General features: G+C 72.1%; 12 protein-coding genes. 2 read left to right on the top strand and 10 right to left on the bottom strand.

Annotated features, from left to right (window positions below; genetic code table 11):
- Positions 1–37 precede the first annotated feature (37 nt).
- From ASD16_RS06525 to ASD16_RS06490, 8 genes are all read right to left on the bottom strand, one after another.
- Positions 38–859, bottom strand: coding sequence for a shikimate dehydrogenase (locus ASD16_RS06525; protein ID WP_055914374.1), 822 nt, complete (start codon positions 857–859; stop codon positions 38–40).
- Positions 856–2004: an endolytic transglycosylase MltG gene (mltG, locus tag ASD16_RS06520; protein ID WP_055914371.1), complete on the bottom strand. Its 1149-nt coding sequence runs from the start codon at positions 2002–2004 to the stop codon at positions 856–858. Before mltG ends, ASD16_RS06525 begins: the two co-directional genes overlap by 4 nt.
- Positions 2005–2062: 58 nt before the next feature.
- Positions 2063–2626, bottom strand: a complete 564-nt coding sequence (gene ruvX, locus ASD16_RS06515) for a Holliday junction resolvase RuvX (protein WP_055915828.1) — start codon at positions 2624–2626, stop codon at positions 2063–2065.
- Between the two features lies 1 nt (position 2627).
- Positions 2628–5306 (bottom strand): alanine--tRNA ligase, encoded by a 2679-nt coding sequence (gene alaS, locus ASD16_RS06510; RefSeq protein WP_055915826.1) that lies wholly within the window; start codon positions 5304–5306, stop codon positions 2628–2630.
- Between the two features lie 53 nt (positions 5307–5359).
- Complete coding sequence (locus ASD16_RS06505; RefSeq protein WP_055914369.1) at positions 5360–5719, bottom strand: DUF5984 family protein; 360 nt, start codon at positions 5717–5719, stop codon at positions 5360–5362.
- The gene (locus ASD16_RS06500; RefSeq protein WP_055914365.1) at positions 5719–6087 is read right to left on the bottom strand and encodes a DUF948 domain-containing protein; all 369 of its coding nucleotides are present in this window, start codon (positions 6085–6087) and stop codon (positions 5719–5721) included. The genes ASD16_RS06505 and ASD16_RS06500 overlap by 1 nt, the downstream gene beginning before the upstream one ends.
- 111 nt (positions 6088–6198) lie before the next feature.
- Positions 6199–6825, bottom strand: a complete 627-nt coding sequence (gene rpsD, locus ASD16_RS06495) for a 30S ribosomal protein S4 (protein WP_055914361.1) — start codon at positions 6823–6825, stop codon at positions 6199–6201.
- Positions 6826–7022: 197 nt separating this feature from the next.
- Positions 7023–8393 carry a replication-associated recombination protein A gene (locus ASD16_RS06490; protein ID WP_055914357.1) on the bottom strand — a complete coding sequence of 457 codons (1371 nt, stop codon included), beginning with the start codon at positions 8391–8393 and terminating at the stop codon, positions 7023–7025.
- A gap of 116 nt (positions 8394–8509) precedes the next feature.
- On the opposite strand from ASD16_RS06490, the gene ASD16_RS06485 reads away from it, so the two are divergent.
- Together ASD16_RS06485 and ASD16_RS06480 are read left to right on the top strand one after the other, a co-directional pair.
- On the top strand, positions 8510–10753 hold the full coding sequence (locus tag ASD16_RS06485; RefSeq protein WP_055914354.1) for an MMPL family transporter: 2244 nt from the start codon (positions 8510–8512) through the stop codon (positions 10751–10753).
- Between the two features lie 9 nt (positions 10754–10762).
- Entirely contained in the window at positions 10763–11119 is a 357-nt protein-coding gene (locus ASD16_RS06480) for a hypothetical protein (RefSeq protein ID WP_055914351.1), read from the top strand.
- A gap of 9 nt (positions 11120–11128) precedes the next feature.
- Here ASD16_RS06480 and ASD16_RS06475 read toward each other — a convergent pair whose 3' ends face one another.
- Positions 11129–11887, bottom strand: coding sequence for a GNAT family N-acetyltransferase (locus ASD16_RS06475; RefSeq protein ID WP_055914348.1), 759 nt, complete (start codon positions 11885–11887; stop codon positions 11129–11131).
- Positions 11887–13656 (bottom strand): aspartate--tRNA ligase, encoded by a 1770-nt coding sequence (gene aspS / locus ASD16_RS06470; protein ID WP_055914345.1) that lies wholly within the window; start codon positions 13654–13656, stop codon positions 11887–11889. Before aspS ends, ASD16_RS06475 begins: the two co-directional genes overlap by 1 nt.
- Positions 13657–13666 lie beyond the last annotated feature (10 nt).

The raw sequence follows: 13666 nt of genomic DNA, 5'->3' as shown, positions 1-13666 counted from the left end.
GGATCAATCGGCAGGAAGAACCACCGGGGTGAGCCGCTCAGGCGCTCAGTTTGTCCTCGAGGGCCGCCGCCATCGCGGCGAGAGGTGCCGGGTGCCCCGTCATCAGGCGGACCTGCTCGGCCGCCTGGTGCAGGAGCATCTGCTCGCCGCCCACGACCGCTCCCCCGGCGCCCGCCCAGGCGACGGACAGTGCGGTCGGGCGGGGGTCGTACGCGACGTCCAGCAGCGTCCCCGTCGCCTGCGTGAGCTCGGCCGCCAGCGAGTCGGCCGCGTGCGGCGGGAGGGTCGAGACGACGACGTCGGCGCGCCCGATCTCGACGGCCGCGTGCTCCAGCGTCCGGTACACCGGGGTGACACCCATCCGGTGCGCGGCGCGCATCAGACCACCTGCGCGGGCGACGGCGCGGACGTACACGACGGGCGACGTGCACCCCAGCTGGGCGAGAGCCGCCAGGGTCGACGACGCGGTCGCGCCCGCGCCGAGCACGGCAGCGCTCGCGATCGGGCGGTCGAGCCCGAGCGCGGCCACGATCCCGTGCACGTCCGTGTTGGCGCCGACCAGCGTCCGACCCTGGAACAGGACGGTGTTGACCGCGCCCACGACCTCGGCCAGCGGCTCGACGTGGTCCAGCAGCGGGAGGACCGTCTGCTTGAGCGGCATGGTCAGGCTGAGGCCGGCCCAGGTCGCGTCAAGACCGGCGATGAACGCCGGGAGACCGTCCTCCGTGACGTCGACGGCGTCGTACCGCCAGTCGGAGAGCCCGAGCGCCGCGTAGGCGGCGCGGTGCAGCGCCGGCGACAGCGAGTGTGCCACCGGGTGCCCCAGCACCGCCGCCCGTCGGTGGGCGGCAGCCGTCACTTGCTGTTCTCCTCCTGCCACGCCCGCAGCTGCGCCACGTTCGCCAGGTGGTCGTCGTACGTCGTCGCGAACAGCGTCTCGCCGGTGTCGAGGTTGACGGTCACCCAGAAGAGCCAGTCCCCCTCGGCGGGCGCCAGCACGGCGTCGATCGAGGCGACGCCCGGCGACGCGATCGGCGTCGGGGGCAGGCCCAGGTGCTTGTACGTGTTGTACGGGTTGTTGGCGTCCTGCGTGTCCGCGGTGCTCAGCCCGGTGCCGGGCTTCCCGAGGCCGTACGCCACCGACGAGTCCACCGACAGCGGCATCTCCTTGGCGAGCCGGTTCTCGATGGCGCGTGCCACCTTGGGCCGGTCCTCGGGCAGGCGTGCCTCGCGCTCGACCATCGACGCCTTGTTCAGCACGGTCGCCCACTGGTCCTGCGGGACGCCCTTCTGCGTCAGCACCGCGACCGTCTGAGCGGTCATCTGCGTCAGCACGCTGGCGGCCGTGGCGTCGGGCTCGATGTCGTACGTGGCCGGGAACAGCCAGCCCTCCGCGTCGCCGTTCGCCTCGGCCGGCAGCCCGATCGCGGCGGGGTCGGCGATCGCGGCGTTGACCTCCTCGACGGGGATCGCCATCTTCTCGCTGATCTTCGTGGCGATCTGACCCTTGGTGAGGCCCTCGGGGATCGTGACGTTGAAGGACACGCGGCTCGACGGGTTGAGCAGGGCGATCACGGCGTCGGAGGCCGGCATCTCGAGCAGCATGTTGTACGTGCCCGGCTGGATCGAGGCGGCCTGGGGGTTGGCGGCGAACGCGTCGTTGAAGGCCTTCGTGGTGGCGACGACGCCCGCGTCGACCAAGGTCTGTGCCATGTCGGCGCCGGTGTCGCCGGGCTTGATGACCACCTCGACAGCGCCGTGGCCGACACCGCTGTAGTCCTCGACGCCGGAGTCCGCCGAACCGCCGCCCTGGAACAGGCCGCCCATCAGCTCGACGACGACGTAGGCGGCACCCGCCACCATGAGGATCGCGACGATGAGCACCCAGATCGAGCGGCGCCGACGGCGCTTGCGCTCGCGCTGCTGCTTGGCCCGGCCGCGGGAGCGGGAGGTCTTGTTCTCGGCAGGGGCGACACGAGTATCGCCACCGAACAGGTCGCTCACCTCGTCACTCCGCTCTACAGGGGCCCACCACTCGGTCTGGCTCTTGGTCACGTGCGCGTCACTCCACCGTCGTCCGTGCGTCGCCCGCAGCCCCCCCGCGCGCCACTGGAGCATGCTGTGCTGGCTCGACCCGCTCACCGGGTCGTCGCCCTGAGGCACGCTCCGCGTCCAGCGCGGACTGCAAGATCACCACCGCGGCCGCCTGGTCGACGACCTGCCGGTGGCGGCGCCCGGATCGGCCGGACGCCTGCAGCGCGTGATGGGCGGACACCGTGCTCATCCGCTCGTCGACCAGACGCACCGGAACCGGTGCGACGGCCTGCGCCAGTTGGACAGCGTACGCGCGCGCGGCGTCCGATGCGGAACCTTCGGCCCCCGACATGTGGACCGGCAGCCCGACGTACACAACACCCACACGGCGTTCCTGCACCTCGCGCACCACCTGTGCGATGTCTGTGGGCAGGTGCCCCTTCTTGCTGGTCGCACGCGCGAGGGTGGCCACGGGCGTGGCGATCAGGCCGTCCGGATCGCTGCTGGCGAGCCCGACGCGGACCGTCCCGACGTCCACGGCGATCCGTGCGCCGCGGATGACGACGTCGGCCTGATCGGGCGTCCCGCTCACCTCAGCCACCCACCGCCGTGGCGACCGCCGCGAGTGCCTCGGCCAGCCGGCCGGGCTCCGTGCCCCCGCCCTGCGCCAGGTCGTCCTTGCCGCCGCCGCCGCCGCCGAGGAGGCCGGACGCGATCCGCACGAGCGCACCTGCGCGCACTCCCCGCTCGCGGGCCGCGGCATTGGTCGCCACGACGACGACGGGCCGGCCCTTGCTGACGCCGCCGATCGCGACGACCGCCGGTGATGCCTCGCCGAGCCGCGACCGGACGTCGAGCACGAGCGCACGCAGCTCGTCGCCGCCGACCTCGCCCGCGTCGTGCGTGACGACACGGGTCTCCCCCACCGTCGCCGCGCCGGCCGCGAGCGTGCCCGCCTGCGCCAGGAGCGTCGCCTGCCGCAGCGTGGCGAGCTCCTTCTCCGACTCCTTGAGCTTGGTGAGCAGGCCGGACACCCGCTCGGACAGCTCGTCGGGACGAGCCCCGAGCAGGCCCGAGAGCTGGCCGACGAGGGCGCGCTCCTTCGCCTGGTACCCGTACGCCCCCGCGCCGACGAGCGCGTCGACGCGTCGCACGCCCGAGCCGATCGCCGACTCGGACAGCAGGGTGACGAGCCCGAGCTCGCCGGACCGCTTGACGTGGGTGCCCGCGCACAGCTCCAGCGACCAGCCGTCCCCGATGTCGACCACGCGGACCTCGTTGCCGTACTTCTCACCGAACAGGGCCATCGCGCCCTTGCCGCGAGCCTCGTCGATCTGCATGACGGAGTCGGTGACCTCGAGGTTCTCCTGGAGCCTCTCGTTCACCCGGGCCTCGATCTCCGCGACAACCTCGGACGGGGTCGCCGACGGCGAGCGGAAGTCGAAGCGCAGCCGGCTCGGGGCGTTGAGCGAACCCGCCTGGGTGGCGGACTCCCCCACCGACTCGTGCAGCGCCTTGTGCACCAGGTGCGTCGCCGTGTGGGCGCGCGCGATCGCCCGGCGGCGGTCGATGTCGATCGTCGCCGTGCCGGACTCGCCGAAGGTGACCGTGCCGTCGACGAGCCGGCCGTGGTGCACCGACAGGCCCTTGACCGGCGCCTGCACGTCGTCGACCTCGATGCGTGCACCGCCGTCGAGCACGATCACGCCGGTGTCCGCCAGCTGTCCGCCGGCCTCCGCGTAGAACGGCGTCACGTCGAGCACGACCTCCACGTCGGCCGGCGCGGTCGCCGCCGGAGCAGGCACGCCGTCCACGAGCAGGCCGAGCACGCGGGAGCGGGCCGTCGCGTCGGTGTAGCCGATGAACTGGACCGGCTTGGCGCTCTCGCTGCTCAGCGTGCTGTGCAGCTCCTGATAGGCGGACGTGTCCGCACGGCCGGCGCGCTTGGCCAGCGCGTCCGCGCGCGCCCGGTCCCGCTGCTCCTTCATGAGCGTGCGGAACGCGGTCTCGTCGACGGCCACACCCTGCTCGGCCGCCATCTCGAGGGTGAGGTCGATCGGGAAGCCGAAGGTGTCGTGCAGCTGGAACGCGTGTGAGCCCGAGAGCACGGACTTCGCCTGCTGCTTGATCGCCTGCACCGCCGTGTCGAGGATCGTCGTTCCCGCCGCGAGCGTGCGCCGGAACGTCTCCTCCTCCGCGTACGCGACCTGGCTGATGCGCTCGAAGTTCTGCGCCAGCTCCGGGTACGACGGGCTCATCGCGTCCTTGCTCAGGGGCAGGAGCGTCGGGAGTGCGACGTCCTCGACCCCGAGCAGCCGCATCGCGCGGATCGAGCGACGAAGCAGGCGCCGGAGCACGTAGCCGCGGCCTTCGTTCGAGGGCGTCACGCCGTCGCCCATGAGCATGAGCGAGCTGCGCACGTGGTCCGCGACCACACGCATCCGCACATCGTCGTCGTGGGACGCGCCGTAGCGCTTGCCCGAGAGCTCCTGGGCGCCACCGATGACCGGGAACACCTCGTCGATCTCGTACAGGTTGTCGACACCCTGCAGCAGGTACGCGACCCGCTCCAGGCCCATGCCGGTGTCGATGTTCTTCTGCTTGAGGTCCCCGAGGATCGGGAAGTTCTCCTTGCCGCCGCCGTCGCCCCGCTCGTACTGCATGAAGACGAGGTTCCAGATCTCGAGGTAGCGGTCCTCGTCGACGACCGGGCCGCCCTCCGCGCCGTACTCCGGGCCGCGGTCGACGTAGATCTCCGAGCACGGACCCGACGGGCCGCGCGCGCCGGTGGACCAGAAGTTGTCCTTCCAGCCGCGCCGCTGGATGCGCTCGTCGGGCAGACCCGCGATCTGCTTCCAGAGGTCGGCCGCCTCGTCGTCGTCGTGGAAGACGGTCACCCAGATGGTGTCCGGGTCGAAGCCGAACCCTCCGGTCTCTCGCGAGCCGGTGACCAGCTCCCAGGCGTAGGTGATCGCACCTTCCTTGAAGTAGTCCCCGAACGAGAAGTTGCCGTTCATCTGGAAGAACGTCCCGTGCCGGGTGGTCTTGCCGACCTCCTCGATGTCGAGGGTGCGCACGCACTTCTGCACGCTGGTCGCGCGGGGCCACGGCGGGGTCTGCTCGCCGAGCATGTACGGGATGAACGGCACCATGCCGGCGATGACGAACAGGGTCGTCGGGTCCGGCGAGATCAGCGAGGCCGAGGGCACGACGGCGTGGCCGTTGCCCTCGAAGTAGTCGAGCCAGCGCTGGCGGATCTCGGCGGTACGCATCGTGTCCTCGTCGTCCATCTGTGGTGATCGGGTGGTGCCGGTACGGGTGCTGCCTAGAAGAAGGTGTAGCCGTCGTCGTCGTCGGGATCCTCGGTGGGAGCGCCGGCCCAGTCCTCGCCGCGTCGTGAGGACCAGGCGCGTCGCACGTTCGCGACCCGCTCCGGACGCTCGGCGCGCAACGCGTCGACGTCGACGTCCCCGACGAGGTCGTGCCGTAGCTCCTGCTCGCGCTCGGCCATCGCCGCGAGGAAGTCCGTCCGGAACGACGCGACGGCGCGCGACACCCGCTGGGCGCCGTCGATCGCGTCCGTCGTCCCCGCGGGGAGGTAGGAGTCCACGACCGAGCGGCCCTTGCGGACCACGACGACCGTGAGGACCACCCCGATCGCGAGCCACGTGAGCCGGCGCGCCATCATCGGCTCCGGCGCGCGCTCGCCGCGAGTCCCGACAGCGCGGTGCGCACGCCGTACGAGAAGGCGGCCGCCTTGATCATCGGACCGCCGACCGTGGCGGCGAACAGGGACGTGAGCGCCGAGACGTTCTCCGAGACCTGGGCCGCGGCCGTGGTGACGGTGTCGATGTTCTCCAGCTGCGTGTTCGACGACGCGACGAGCGTCGCGGTCTCGTCGAGCACCGGCACCGTGTGGTCGGTGATCTCCTTGACCGAGGTCCGGGTCTCGTCGAGCACGCGCCCGAGCTTGATGAGCGGCACCGCCAAGAAGCCTACGAGCAGCACGAACGCGATCGCGGCGATCAGCCCCGCGACGTCACCCACCGACATGTCCAGCCTCCTGGTCCTGGGGTCCTCGACCCCGCCGAAACCCTACCCGCCCTGCACGCACGAACGCCCCGCTGCGCAGGTGCGCGGCGGGGCGTCCGGTGAGACGTCAGATCAGCGGGCGTAGTACTCGACGACCAGCTGGACCTCGCACGTCACGGGGATCTCCGCGCGCTTCGGAGCTCGCACCAGGACGGAGCTGAGCTTCTCGAGCTGCACGTCCAGGTAGCCCGGGACGTTCGGCAGGACGTCGCGGTGCGCACCGGCGGCGGCGACCTGGAACGGCACGGTGGCCTGGCTCTTCGGCTTGACCTGGAGCGTCTGGCCCGGCTTCACGCGGAACGACGGGCGGTCCACGATCTTGCCGTCGACCAGCATGTGACGGTGCACGACGACCTGGCGGGCCTGCAGGATGGTGCGGGCGAAGCCGGAGCGCAGGACGAGGGCGTCCAGGCGGGTCTCGAGGTTCTCGACGAGCGCCTCACCGGTCAGGCCCGGGGCCTTGCGGGCGTCCTCGTACGCACGAGCCATCTGCTTCTCGCGCAGCGCGTACTGCGCGCGCAGACGCTGCTTCTCACGGAGACGGACCGCGTAGTCCGACTCGGTGCGGCGACGCGCACGGCCGTGCTCGCCGGGGGGGTACGGCCGCTTCTCGAAGTGCTTGACGGCCTTGGGCGTCAGCGCGAGGCCGAGGGCGCGGGAAAGGCGCACCTGGCGACGCGAGCGGGTCACGCTGCTCACAGAGTTACTTCCTGTCGTTGTAGACGTCACACCCGATGACGGAGAGTTCCGACGGGCGTGGGGCCGACCGTGGATGCGTCGCGTCTGTTCTCGACGCTGGCTAAGGCCCCAGGTGGCCGTCCGAGCGGGGGCACGCACGCATGCCCGTCCACTGGACGACCTCGACACTCTACCCTGCGGGGCCCTGGATCGGAGAATCAGGCCTGGTCGTCGAGGATCGCGCGGATGCGGTCGAGCCGCTCGGTGACCTGGCGCTCGAACCCGCGGTCGCTCGGTTCGTAGTAGCGCGTCCCCGCGAGCTCGTCCGGCAGGTACTGCTGAGCGGCGACCGCGTGTGGCTGGTCGTGCGCGTACACGTACGCCGTCCCGTGTCCCAGCACCTTGGCGCCCGCGTAGTGCGCGTCCCGCAGGTGCGCCGGGACGGAGCCGATGCGGCCCGCGCGCACGTCGGCCAGCGCGCGGTCGATGCCGAGGTAGGCCGCGTTCGACTTCGGGGCGGTGGCCAGGTGCACCACGGCCTCGGCGAGGATGATCCGCGCCTCCGGCATACCGATCAGCGCCACCGCCTGTGCGGCCGCGACCGCGGTCTGCAGCGCACTCGGGTCCGCCATGCCGACGTCCTCCGCCGCCGAGATCACGATCCGGCGGGCGATGAACCGCGGGTCCTCCCCCGCCGCGATCATCCGCGCGAGGTAGTGCAGCGACGCGTCGACGTCGGAACCGCGTACGGACTTGATGAACGCGCTGATGACGTCGTAGTGCTGGTCGCCGTCGCGGTCGTAGCGGACGGCGGCGACGTCGATGGCCCGCTCCATCGTCGCGAGGTCGACCGGGACCGGCGGGACCGCGCCATCCTCCGAGAGAGCAGAGCCCGCGGCCGCCTCCAGGATGGTCAGCGCCTTGCGCGCGTCACCGCCGGCCAGCCGCAGCAGGTGCTCCTCCGCGTCGTCGGTCAGCGCGATCGAGCCGTCCAGCCCGCGCTCGTCCTCCACCGCGCGACGGACCAGGCGGCGGACGTCGTCCGTGTCGAGCGGCTGGAGCGTGAGCAGGAGCGACCGGGACAGCAGCGGAGAGTTCACCGAGAACGACGGGTTCTCCGTCGTGGCGGCGACGAGCGTGACCCAGCGATTCTCGACGCTGGGTAGCAGGGCGTCCTGCTGGGCCTTGGTGAACCGGTGCACCTCGTCGATGAACAGGACGGTCTCGGTGCCGTCCGTGGCCAGCCGGCGGCGCGCGTCCTCGATCACGGCCCGCACGTCCTTGACACCCGCGGTCACCGCCGACAGCTCGACGAACCGACGACCCGACGTCGCGGCGATCAGGTACGCGAGGGTGGTCTTGCCCGTCCCTGGCGGCCCCCAGAGCACGACGGAGGTAGGCGCCGCCCGGCGTGCCGCCTCGTTCGCGGGCTCGACCAGACGGCGCAGCGGCGAACCGCCGACGAGCAGGTGCTCCTGGCCGGCGACCTCGCCCAGGTCGCGCGGCCGCATCCGGACGGCGAGCGGTGCGCCGGCCCCGACGGCGGGCAGCCCGGAGGCCGTCGACGTCACCGCATCGAACAGGTCCATGCGGGCAGGGTACGCAGACGCACCGACGTCCGACGCCGTCCGGCGCCGCCCGACGAGGCGATCCTGACGCCCCACCGGGTGACAACGTGTGCGAGACGCCCGTTCCACCTGCGACGATGACCCGCGTGTTCGCCCGAGTAGGTCGCGCAGTCGCCCATCATCCCCGCCTCACCGTCGTGGCGTGGCTGGTCTTCGCCGTGCTCGGGTACGGGCTGGCCGTCCTCGGCGTGCACGGGGAGAACCTGTTCGACCGTCTCAGCACGGGTGCTCCCGGCGTTCCCGGGTCGGAGAGCTCCGAAGGCTTCCGCATCCTCGACGAGGCCGACGACAGCGGTCCGTCGCTCACCCTCGTCCTCGACGGCGTCGACCCTGCCTCCCCCGAGGTGGCCACCGCAATGGCGCCCGCGCGCGAGGATCTCGTCGCCATCGACGGCGTCGTCTCGGTGATCGATCCCCTCGCGCTGCCGGACGGCGCCGCCAACCCGGCCGCCGCACCCCTCGTCGCACAGGACGGCAACGGCTTCCTCGTCGTGGTCGAGCTCGCACCCGACCTGGCGCCGGAGGAGCAGGAGGTGGCGCTCGACGACGTGGAGGCGCGCCTGCTCGAGATCCCGGCGGACCTCGACGACGCCGCTCCCGGGGTGACCGGCATCGTCGGCGGGACGACGCTCATCGTCGAGGCGATCACGGACCAGGTGGAGACCGACCTCCGCACCGGCGAGAGCTTCGCCCTCCCGGTCGCGCTGCTCATCATGATCCTCGTCTTCGGCGGCTTCCTCGCGGCCGGGATGCCCATGGTCGGCGCAGTCGCCTCGATCGCCGGAGGCCTCGCGGCGCTCCTGGGCTTCTCCTACGTGCTCGATCTCGACTCGTCCGTCGTCAACATCGTGACCGTGCTCGGCCTCGGGCTCTCGATCGACTGGGGCCTGCTGATGGTGTCGCGGTTCCGTGAGGAGCTGCACCACCTGGTCGACGACGACGGCGGAGCCGGCAGCCGGCGACGACGCGGCGACGGCGCCGTCCTCACCGCGATCGAGCGCACCATGGCGACCGCGGGCCGCACGGTGACCTTCTCGGCGCTCATCGTCGCCATCTCGATCGCCGGGCTGCTCGTCTTCCAGCCGCCGATCCTGCGGGCCTTCGGCGCGGCGGGCGTCGCCGTCATCGTGGTGGCGGTCGCGACAGCGCTGACCCTCGTCCCCGCCCTCCTGGTGCTCGCCGGGCGCCGCATGATCCGGCCGAGCATCCTCGCGCGCATCCCCGGCCTCCGTGGCATCCTCGCGCGGACCGCCGACGTGCAGACCGAGGAGGGGACCTTCTCCCGCCTCGCCGCCCGGGTGCAGCGCCGTCCGTGGACCGTGCTGCTCGCGTGCCTCGCGGTGCTCGGCATCCTCGCGCTCCCGCTGGCCCACCTCGAGCTGCGCAACTCCACCACCGAGCTGCTGCCCGCAGGCAGCGCCCAGCGCGAGTTCGTGGACACGCTCGCCCGCGACTACCCCGCGGCGTCCACACCCGCGATCACGGTCGTCGCGCAGACCTCTCTGGAGGAGGCGGCAGCCTGGGCCACGACGCTCGAGGACCTCGACGGCGTCGCGTCCGTCGACCCGCCGACCCCGGTCGACTCCTACGTGGTGATCGGCGTGCGACCCGACACCGACGACCCCGGCGACGCCGTGGCGCGGGACGTCGTCCACCAGATCCGCGCCTTGGACGCCCCGTTCCCCACCTGGGTGACCGGTCAGGCGGCCTCCCAGATCGACTTCAACGCTGCGGTGGTCGAGCGGGCTCCGTGGGCGATCGGGATCGTCGCCGTCGCCTGTCTCGTCCTGCTGTTCCTCATGACCGGGTCGGTCGTGGTGCCCGTCAAGGCGCTGCTGACCAACGTGATCTCGCTGGCGGCGTCGCTGGGCGTCCTGGTCTGGGTGTTCCAGGACGGCCACCTGTCCGGCGTGCTGAACTTCACGCCGACCGGCGGCATCGAGACGTACGTCATCGCGCTCGTGATCGCCTTCGGGTTCGGGCTGGCGATGGACTACGAGGTGTTCCTGCTGTCCCGGATCAAGGAGCTCGTCGACCAGGGCGTCCCCAACGATCGTGCCGTGCGGTTCGGCCTGCAGCGGTCCGGCCGGATCATCACGTCGGCGGCACTGATCGTCATCGTCGTGTTCGCCGGGTTCGTGGCCGGCGAGCTGCTCGTGATCAAGGAGGTCGGCTTCTCCCTGGCCGTCGCCGTCCTCATCGACGCCACCCTCGTCCGCATGCTCCTGGTCCCGGCCACGATGACGCTCCTCGGACGAGCCAACTGGTGGGCCCCGCCGTTCCTGCGGCGTGCCTACCAGCGCATCTCGATCACCCACTGAGGAGGCCCGGTGTCCCGCTCCACCGCTGTCGACCGGGTCCCGTTCCTGCGGGCCCGGTGGATCGCCCGCGCCGCCACCGCCGGCTTCGCTCTGGTCGCCGTGGGCCAGGTGCGGCTCCTCACGCTCCTCGCGTCGTCCGGCGGCGCGTCGCCACTCGCGGTGCTGCCGTTCCTCGCGCTGTGCGTCGTGCTCCTGCTGGCGTGGCTCGTGCTGGGGCGGCTCTGGCGCCGCGTCGGCCACCTGCGCCCCGTGGTCCTGCCGGTCGAGGCCGGGACAGGCTCGCTCCAGGAAGCGCTCGCCCGAGATGCCGCCGAGGCGCACCACCTGTCGCTGAGCGGCGACGTCGAGCCGCCCACCCGCTGGTGACGCACTCGGTCAGGCAGGCGGGCGCCGGGTCCCGGTCGGGGAGAACGAGGTGAGCTCGGCGTCGGTGCGGAACCCGAGCCGCCGGTAGATCCGACGGGCGCCGTCGTTCTGCGCGTACATGCCGAGCGAGACCCACGACGCCCCGTAACGCAGCCCTGCGCGCACCGCTGCAGCCGTCAGGGCCGTCCCCGCACCGCTGCCCCGCAGACGCGGGAGGACACCGAGACCGTGCACGTGCCAGGACGGCGCATCCCCCGCACCGCCACGCTCGGACACCCCGACGACCCCGCCGAGCACGCCGTCCACGTGCACGCCCCACCACGCCAGCTCGCCGGGAGCGGCCGGGTCCGCGGACGTGTCCGGGTTGGCCTCGTGCAGGCAGGCACGGATGGCGTCCGCGTCCCGGTCGAGGTCGAGCGCGCGCACCGCGTCCTCCCCCGGCACCGTCGGCGGCATCACGTCCGTCGAGAGCCAGTCCCAGGTGGAGAAGGGGACCAGGCCGAGACCGGCGAGCGTGGCGGCGTGCGGGCGCGAGCCCCGCGGGACGCTCATCCACCGGGCCGGACCGAGGTCGGCCTCCCCGACGAGCCGGTCGACGTGCTCCGGATCGCCGCGCCCCAGCAGGCTCGGACGATCCGGTCCGCCGACCACCAGCAGGACCGCCTCGTCGTCGCCGAGCACGTCGACGTCGGTCCAGCGGTGCCGGTCACCGAGCAGCATCCGGTCCTGCCGCCACCGCGGCGGCAGGACCTCGAGCACGTCCGCCATCAGGCCTCGGGTGCGACCTTCGGCTTGGCGTCCACGCCGGCCTCGCGACGCTGCTCCGGCGTGATCGGGGCCGGCGCCGCCGTGAGCGGGTCGAACCCGCCGCCCGACTTGGGGAACGCGATGACGTCGCGGATCGACTCCGAACCCGTCAGCAGCGCCAGGATCCGGTCCCAGCCGAACGCGATCCCACCGTGCGGCGGCGCGCCGAACTGGAACGCGTTGAGCAGGAAGCCGAACTTCTCCTGCGCCTCGTCCGGGCCGATGCCCATGACGTCGAACACGCGCTCCTGGACGTCTTTGCGGTGGATACGGATGGAGCCGCCGCCGATCTCGTTGCCGTTGCAGACGATGTCGTACGCGTAGGCCAGCGCAGCGCCCGGGTCCTGCTCGAACGTGTCGATCCACTCCGGCGTCGGGGACGTGAACGCGTGGTGCACCGCGGTCCAGGCTCCGCCGCCGACGGCCACGTCGTCGTCCTCGCCCGTGGGCTTGAACAGCGGGGCGTCGACCACCCACACGAACTTCCACTCGTTCTCGTCGATCAGGCCACCGCGCCGACCGATCTCGAGCCGGGCCGCACCCAGCAGGGCACGCGCGTCGTTGACCGGACCGGCCGCGAAGAACACGGCGTCGCCGGGGCTCGCGCCGACGGCGGCCACGAGGCCCGCGCGCTCGGCCTCCGAGAGGTTCTTGGCGACCGGTCCGCCGAGCTCGCCGTCCTCACCGACCGTGACGTACGCGAGGCCCTTGGCGCCGCGCTGCTTGGCCCACTCCTGCCACGCGTCGAACCCGCGCCGAGGCGTGGAGCCGCCGCCGGGCTGCACGACAGCGCCGACGTAGGGGGCCTGGAACACGCGGAAGGGCGTCTCCGAGAAGTACGACGTCAGCTCGACCAGCTCGAGCCCGAACCGCAGGTCGGGCTTGTCGTTGCCGTAGCGCGCCATGGACTCCGCGAACGTGATGCGCGGGATCGGCGTCGGGACCGTCACCCCGATGAGGTCCCAGAGCGCGACGAGGATCTGCTCGCCGAGCGCGATCACGTCGTCCTGCTCGACGAAGCTCATCTCGACGTCCAGCTGCGTGAACTCCGGCTGACGGTCGGCGCGGAAGTCCTCGTCCCGGTAGCAGCGGGCGATCTGGTAGTACCGCTCGAGCCCGCCGACCATGAGCAGCTGCTTGAACAGCTGCGGCGACTGCGGGAGCGCGTACCAGGACCCGGGCGCCAGGCGCGCGGGCACGAGGAAGTCACGGGCCCCCTCGGGCGTCGAGCGCGTCAGGGTCGGGGTCTCGACCTCGACGAAGTCCTGCGCGTCGAGCACCCGTCGTGCAGCCTGGTTGGCCTTGGCGCGCAGGCGCATCGCACGGGCCGGCGCGGGCCGGCGCAGGTCCAGGTACCGGTACTTGAGGCGCGCCTCCTCGCCGACGGTCTCGTCGAGGGACGACGAGACCTGGAACGGCAGCGGCTCGGACTCGTTGAGCACGACGACCTGGGCGGCGACGAGCTCGACCTCGCCCGTGGCAAGGTTGGGGTTCTCGTTGCCCGCTGGCCGACGACCGACCTCGCCCGTCACCTGCAGCACGTACTCGGCCCGCAGCCCGTGCGCGACGGCCTCGTCCCGCACGACGACCTGGGCGATGCCCGAGGCGTCCCGCAGGTCCACGAACGCGACCCCACCGTGATCGCGACGCCGGTCCACCCAGCCCGTGAGGGTGACGGTGGTACCGATGTGCTCGGCTCGCAGCGAGCCGGCCGTGTGGGTGCGGAGCACGGAAGGTCCT

The organism is Cellulomonas sp. Root485, assembly GCF_001426705.1.
GTDB lineage: Bacteria > Actinomycetota > Actinomycetes > Actinomycetales > Cellulomonadaceae > Cellulomonas.
Note: the sequence above shows the minus strand (reverse complement) of the source record. Positions and strands in the feature narration are given on the sequence as shown.

Excerpts from the sequence above, each read along its gene's own strand:
- alaS (WP_055915826.1), bottom strand. The coding sequence starts at position 5,306 with ATGCGTACCGCCGAGATCCGCCAGCGCTGGCTCGACTACTTCGAGGGC.
- ASD16_RS06505 (WP_055914369.1), bottom strand. The coding sequence starts at position 5,719 with ATGGCGCGCCGGCTCACGTGGCTCGCGATCGGGGTGGTCCTCACGGTC.
- ASD16_RS06500 (WP_055914365.1), bottom strand. The coding sequence starts at position 6,087 with ATGTCGGTGGGTGACGTCGCGGGGCTGATCGCCGCGATCGCGTTCGTG.
- ASD16_RS06490 (WP_055914357.1), bottom strand. The coding sequence starts at position 8,393 with ATGGACCTGTTCGATGCGGTGACGTCGACGGCCTCCGGGCTGCCCGCC.
- ASD16_RS06485 (WP_055914354.1), top strand. The coding sequence starts at position 8,510 with ATGACCCGCGTGTTCGCCCGAGTAGGTCGCGCAGTCGCCCATCATCCC.
- ASD16_RS06475 (WP_055914348.1), bottom strand. The coding sequence starts at position 11,887 with ATGGCGGACGTGCTCGAGGTCCTGCCGCCGCGGTGGCGGCAGGACCGG.